This window comes from Rhodobacter maris (assembly GCF_900217815.1).
In the GTDB taxonomy this organism is placed as follows: Bacteria; Pseudomonadota; Alphaproteobacteria; order Rhodobacterales; family Rhodobacteraceae; genus Rhodobacter; species Rhodobacter maris.
The window spans coordinates 1-5322 of record NZ_OBMT01000033.1 but is presented as its reverse complement, the minus strand read 5'-3'; the positions used below and the strand labels follow the sequence as shown (position 1 = coordinate 5322).

Here is a 5322-nt window from a genome sequence, read left to right as displayed (position 1 = left end):
GCCTTGAGCCGGTCCTTGGCCGCCTCGGAAAATCCGGAAAGCTCGATCCGGTTGACGCCCATGACGCGGGAGCGGTGCAACTCCATCCCCTCGGAGAGACGCACGGTGGTCTTGCCCTCCAAAACGAGCGCATGGACTTGCGCGCCCGTGAGCTTTGGCGCGTCATCCGCCAGCGTGGCCGCGACCCAAGACGGCGAAACCCTGCGGCCAATGAGGCGCTGACCGTCATCGGTCTGCAGCCGATAGACTCGGGTTTCGTCCTGGGGGAGCTGCTTCCAGATCGGCAGCAGCAGCCCCGCCACGATGTGGAGCGTGGTTTCTGAAAATTCAGGAACCTCCGCCAGCTCAGCATTCCAGGCGGCTGTGAAGGCCGCGCGGTCGACCTCCTGCCAGTTTGTGTCTTCCATGATCTTGACAGGCACCGTGCTCGCCTCGGTCGGACGGATCAGGCGCAATCGGGGCTCGATCGTGCCGTCATCGAGCATCAGGCTGGTGGCGGGCACCTGCACCGCAGCCCGACCAGAGCGGCTGTTGATCAGGCAGCGCGCGCCGAGGTCCTCGAGCCAATCAAGCGCATCCGCGAGCGAGGTCGGCGTGTTGCGCCGCTTTTCGGCGATGGTCAGAAGCTGGGTTTCGGCGCCGGAACCGGGATGGGTGTAGATCACCCGGGCATCGGTGACGCGGAAGCTCTCGGCGCGCAGCGTCTCGAGCCCGAGGTCATAGACCCCCGCGGCGATGGCCCCCTCGATGCGCTGATCGAGCAGCTCCTCGAAGACTGAGAAGAGCACGCCCTGCATGTCGATCGTCAGCGCGAGCAGACGATTGAGGAAGGTGGTGATCGGCGGCAGGTCGTCCTTCAGACCATTGTCGTCGGTCAGGCTGAGACCGGTCGCATCCTCGAAAGCCCCGAGCGAACAGCCTGCGACATCGCCGCGATAGAGGCGGCGATAGAGCTGGCGCAGGGCGTCGCGGGCATAAGGGCTCTCGAGGTTGTCCTCGGGGCGAAACAGACCCTGCCCGCCGGTCTGGCGCTGGCCGCGCGTGATCGCGCCGAGCGTGTCGAGACGCCGCGCGATGGTCGAGAGGAACCGCTTTTCCGCCTTCACATCGGTCGCGACGGGGCGGAACAGCGGCGGCTGCGCCTGATTGGTGCGGTTGGTGCGCCCCAGCCCCTGGATCGCGGCATCGGCCTTCCAGCCCGGCTCGAGAAGGTAATGCACCCTCAGGCGCTGGTTCTTCGCGCCGAGATCGGCGTGATAGCTGCGCCCGGTGCCGCCCGCATCGGAGAAGATCAGGATGCGTTTTTGATCATCCATGAAGGCGGCGGTTTCCGCGAGGTTGGCAGACCCGGCGCGGGTCTCGACAACGAGCCGCGCCGCAGGACCCTCGCCCTTGCGCACAATCCGGCGCGACCGGCCCGTGACCTCGGCCACGAGATCGGTGCCGAAGCGCTGCACGATCTGGTCGAGCGCCCCCGGCACGGGCGGCAGCGCGGCCAGCTTCTCGATCAGCGCATCGCGCCTGCGGGCGGCCTCGCGGCATTCGACCGGCTGACCGTCGCGCACCACGGGCCGCGAGGAGAGATTGCCCTCGCTGTCGGTGAAGGGCTCGTAGAGCTGCACCGGGAAGGAATGGGCGAGATAGTCCAGGACATACTCCCTGGGAGTGATGTCGAGGCGGATGTCGTTCCAGTCCTCGGTCGGGATCTCGGCCAGACGCCGCTCCATCAGCGCCTCGCCGGTGGAGACGATCTGAACGACCGCCGCATGGCCAGCAGCGAGATCGGCCTCGATCGCGCCGATCAGCGTGGGGGTTTTCATCGAGGTGAGCAGATGGCCGAAGAAGCGCTGCTTGGCGCTCTCGAAGGCAGACCGCGCGGCCGATTTGGCCTGTCGGTTCAGCGTACCGCTCTCGCCGGTGATGTTCGCCGCCTCCATCGCCGCCGCCAGATTGTTGTGGATGATGGCAAAGGCCCCGGCATAGGCATCGTAGATGCGGCGCTGCTCGGGCGTGAGCGCATGTTCCAGCATCTCGTATTCGACGCCGTCATAGGAAAGCGAGCGGGCGGTGTAGAGGCCGAGCGCGCGCAGATCGCGGGCGAGAACCTCCATCGCCGCGACGCCGCCAGCCTCGATCGCCTCGACGAATTCAGCGCGGGTGGCGAAGGGGAAGTCCTCGCCGCCCCAGAGCCCGAGGCGCTGCGCATAGGCAAGATTGTGAACGGTCGTGGCCCCGGTCGCCGAGACATAGACCACGCGGGCATTGGGCAGTCTGTGCTGCAAGCGCAGACCCGCCCTGCCCTGCAGCGAGGCCGCCTGATCACCGCGCTCGCCCTTCGCCACAGCGGCATTCGCCATGGCATGGCTTTCGTCAAACAGGATCACACCGTCGAAATCCGCCCCGAGCCAGTCAACGATCTGATCGACGCGGGATTTCTTCGCGCCGCGTTCCTCCGAGCGCAGCGTCGCATAGGTGGTGAAGAGAATGCCCTCGGAGAGCGGAATGTCGCGCCCCTGCGCGAAGCGCGACAGCGGCGTCACCAGAAGCCGCTCCTGACCAAGGGCCGACCAGTCGCGTTGCGCATCCTCGAGAAGCTTGTCGCTTTTCGAGATCCAGAGCGCCTTGCGTCTTCCTCTGGCCCAGTTGTCGAGCAGGATGCCGGCCGATTGGCGGCCTTTGCCAGCACCCGTGCCATCGCCCAGGAAGAAGCCGCGACGAAAGCGGACGGCATCGGTGGCATCCTCGGGCGCGGCCGCGACCATGTCACCGGTCTCATCGACGATCCACGATCCGGCGAGATGCGCAGAATGCGCCTCGCCAGCATAGATCACGGTCTCCAGCTGCGCGTCAGACAACAGGCCGTCGCGCAGGACGGCGGCGGGCAGCTTCGGACGGTAGCTGGGTTTCGGGGGCGCAACCGAGGCCATCGCCGCCGATTGCACGAGCTTGGTCGGATGCGCCGCCGCGCCGGGGATGTCGATCGTCTGCAGACGGAAGGTCTCGTAGATCGCATCCGACAAATGCGCCGTGCTGCCATCCTCGGCGGTATCCCGCAGCGCATAGTCGATCTCCTCGGCCTCGATAGGCGTCAGAGCCTGCGCCGGTCGGGCGGCAAACCGCGCGCGCGCCGGGCTGATCGGCCTGCGCGCGGCAGGGGCAGGACTCCCCGGGAAGGGGGAAGAGCGTCCCTGCCCTGCCAGAGCGTCCTGTTCCAGTTCGAGCCGGGGCGGAACCTCGCGCAGGATCCGGGCCAGAAGATCTGCAGCGTCAGGGGAGATCGGCTGTCGCAGATCAGCCGTGATCCCGCCCGCCTCGCCGCCCCGACATTTGTCGAAGACCGTGAGCCGCGTCTCGAAGCTGGTGCCGTGCCGCGCGAAGGCGGCCCCGGACACCGCGCCGGTGAACACCAGATGCGCGGTTTCCGTCAGACGCGCGAAAGCCTCTGCCCAAGCCGGTGTGTCGGGCGCGAACCCCGCCCCCGTGATGGCGACAAGCCGCCCACCCGGCGCAAGGCGCGCCAGCGCCGAGCGCAGATGCCGGGCGGTCGCCTCGGTCGTGCGGTCCTCGACATTGGCGAGCGCCGAGAAGGGCGGGTTCATCAAGATAACGCTCGGGCGCAGCCCCGCATCGAGATGATCGTCGATCTGCGCGGCGTCAAAACGGGTCACGGGGCGGCCCGGGAAGAGCAATTGCAGAAGATCGGCGCGCATGCCCGCGAGCTCGTTCAGCGCGAGGCTGCCCCCCGCGATCTCGGCGAGGATCGCCAGAAGCCCGGTCCCGGCCGAAGGCTCGAGGACCAGATCGCGGGGGGTGATCTGCGCCGCGGCAAGGGCCGCGAGCCCCATCGGCAGCGGCGTCGAGAATTGCTGGAACCGCTCCATCTCCTCCGAGCGGCGGGTATGGCTCGGCGGAAGGCCCGCAACCTTCGTCAGGATGGGCAGCAGCGCCGCAGGCGAGCCCGCCCGGGCGAGAAGCGCGCGACCGAATTTCCGCAGGAAGAGGACAAGCGCCACCTCGCCCGCCTCATAGGCGAGTTTCCAATCCCAGGCGCCCGACGCATCGGAGCCGCCAAAGGCGCGCTCCATCTCGGGCCGCAGGCGCGAAGCGTCGATCGGTGCGCCTTGCGCCAGATCGGGCTGCAGCGCTTCGGCCACAGCAATGATCGCCAGCGCCGGATCCACGGACCGCAGGGGCGGCAAAGGCGCAACAGGAGGAAGAAAGGTCATCGGGAAACTCCGGAATGAGGGATAGGGCCAGCCCGGGCACCCTCTCTCGGGCACCCTCAGGCCTGCCCTTTCCCGACCCATCTCTCCCTCTCGCCCCTCTGTCTTCCAGCGCCCGGCTTGATTTTGTTCGCGCTTTGTTCTATATTGGGAACCACGCCAGCAGGGGAGATCAACCATGGAAAGCACCGCGCCTGCGCTGCCCGCAACGCCCAAGCAGATCGCCTATGCGCGCTCGCTCGCCCTGCGCAACGGCACCCTCCTGCCATGGGACGTGCAGCAGGACCGCCGGACCTTGAGCGGATGGATCGACGCGCAGGCCCGGATGAGGCCGATGTCTGAGGTGGATCAGCGGCCGACCTCGAAGCAGGTGGCCTTCGCGGAAAAACTCGCCCGGATCAAACGGCGCGCCGTGCCGGAGGAGTGCTTTCGCGACAAGGGCCTGATGTCGAAGTGGATCGACGGGAACAGGTGAAAAATACTGCCGAAGGGGCTTAATTGCTTTGTTGAGGGGCATCGACTACGTTGGCGGGACAGAAATCCGCACAGAGTTGATGCCATGGCCTCGGTTGCCGCAAAGGTGATGTCGACAGTCAGCGCGCCCTACGGTGTGCCGGTGACGGCTGAGCAGCTTGCCGAGAAGATCGCCGATATCAAGAGTGCTGAGTCCTGCGATTGCAGCGTGTTCGCCTTCCTGTCGGAGGTGTCGCCCAAACTGCAGCACTCGTTCATCGACGAGATGAATGTGAGCAAGGACGCCGTCACCTCAGTCGCCAGGAAGTTCTCCGATCTCGCCGGATACAAGCTTCCGCTCGCGATCTGAATGAACACCCCTCAACCAAGCCGCTGGCCCGAGCTCTTCGACGTTGCGATGGCGATCGTTGATCAGGCGAACGGTCAGGATATCGGCATGTCCAACTGAAGCACCAGGGCGACGCGACATCGACCACTTGATCGATGATGCCCAGCATTTGCCCTACGATTTGGAAGCAGTATTCGCCCTGAGTGCGATCTCAGCACACCGGTCCATCAAGACATCAAATGGCTCTGGTGCCGTGGCAAGCAGACCGTCTTCGGTCATCCGGCGGTAATCATCTGA

The 5322-nt window shown here is 66.2% G+C and carries 3 protein-coding genes; 2 read left to right on the top strand and 1 reads right to left on the bottom strand.

Translation table 11 applies throughout. The annotated features are described in order from the left end of the window. The coding region (locus tag CRO22_RS18190; protein WP_097071558.1) for a strawberry notch family protein at positions 1-4226 on the bottom strand (4226 nt) is incomplete at its 3' end. Between the two features lie 175 nt (positions 4227-4401). On the opposite strand from CRO22_RS18190, the gene CRO22_RS18185 reads away from it, so the two are divergent. Beyond that, the gene (locus CRO22_RS18185; RefSeq protein ID WP_097071557.1) at positions 4402-4698 is read left to right on the top strand and encodes a hypothetical protein; all 297 of its coding nucleotides are present in this window, start codon (positions 4402-4404) and stop codon (positions 4696-4698) included. Between the two features lie 84 nt (positions 4699-4782). After that, positions 4783-5046, top strand: a complete 264-nt coding sequence (locus CRO22_RS18180) for a hypothetical protein (RefSeq protein WP_097071556.1) — start codon at positions 4783-4785, stop codon at positions 5044-5046. The last annotated feature ends 276 nt before the right edge of the window (positions 5047-5322 follow it).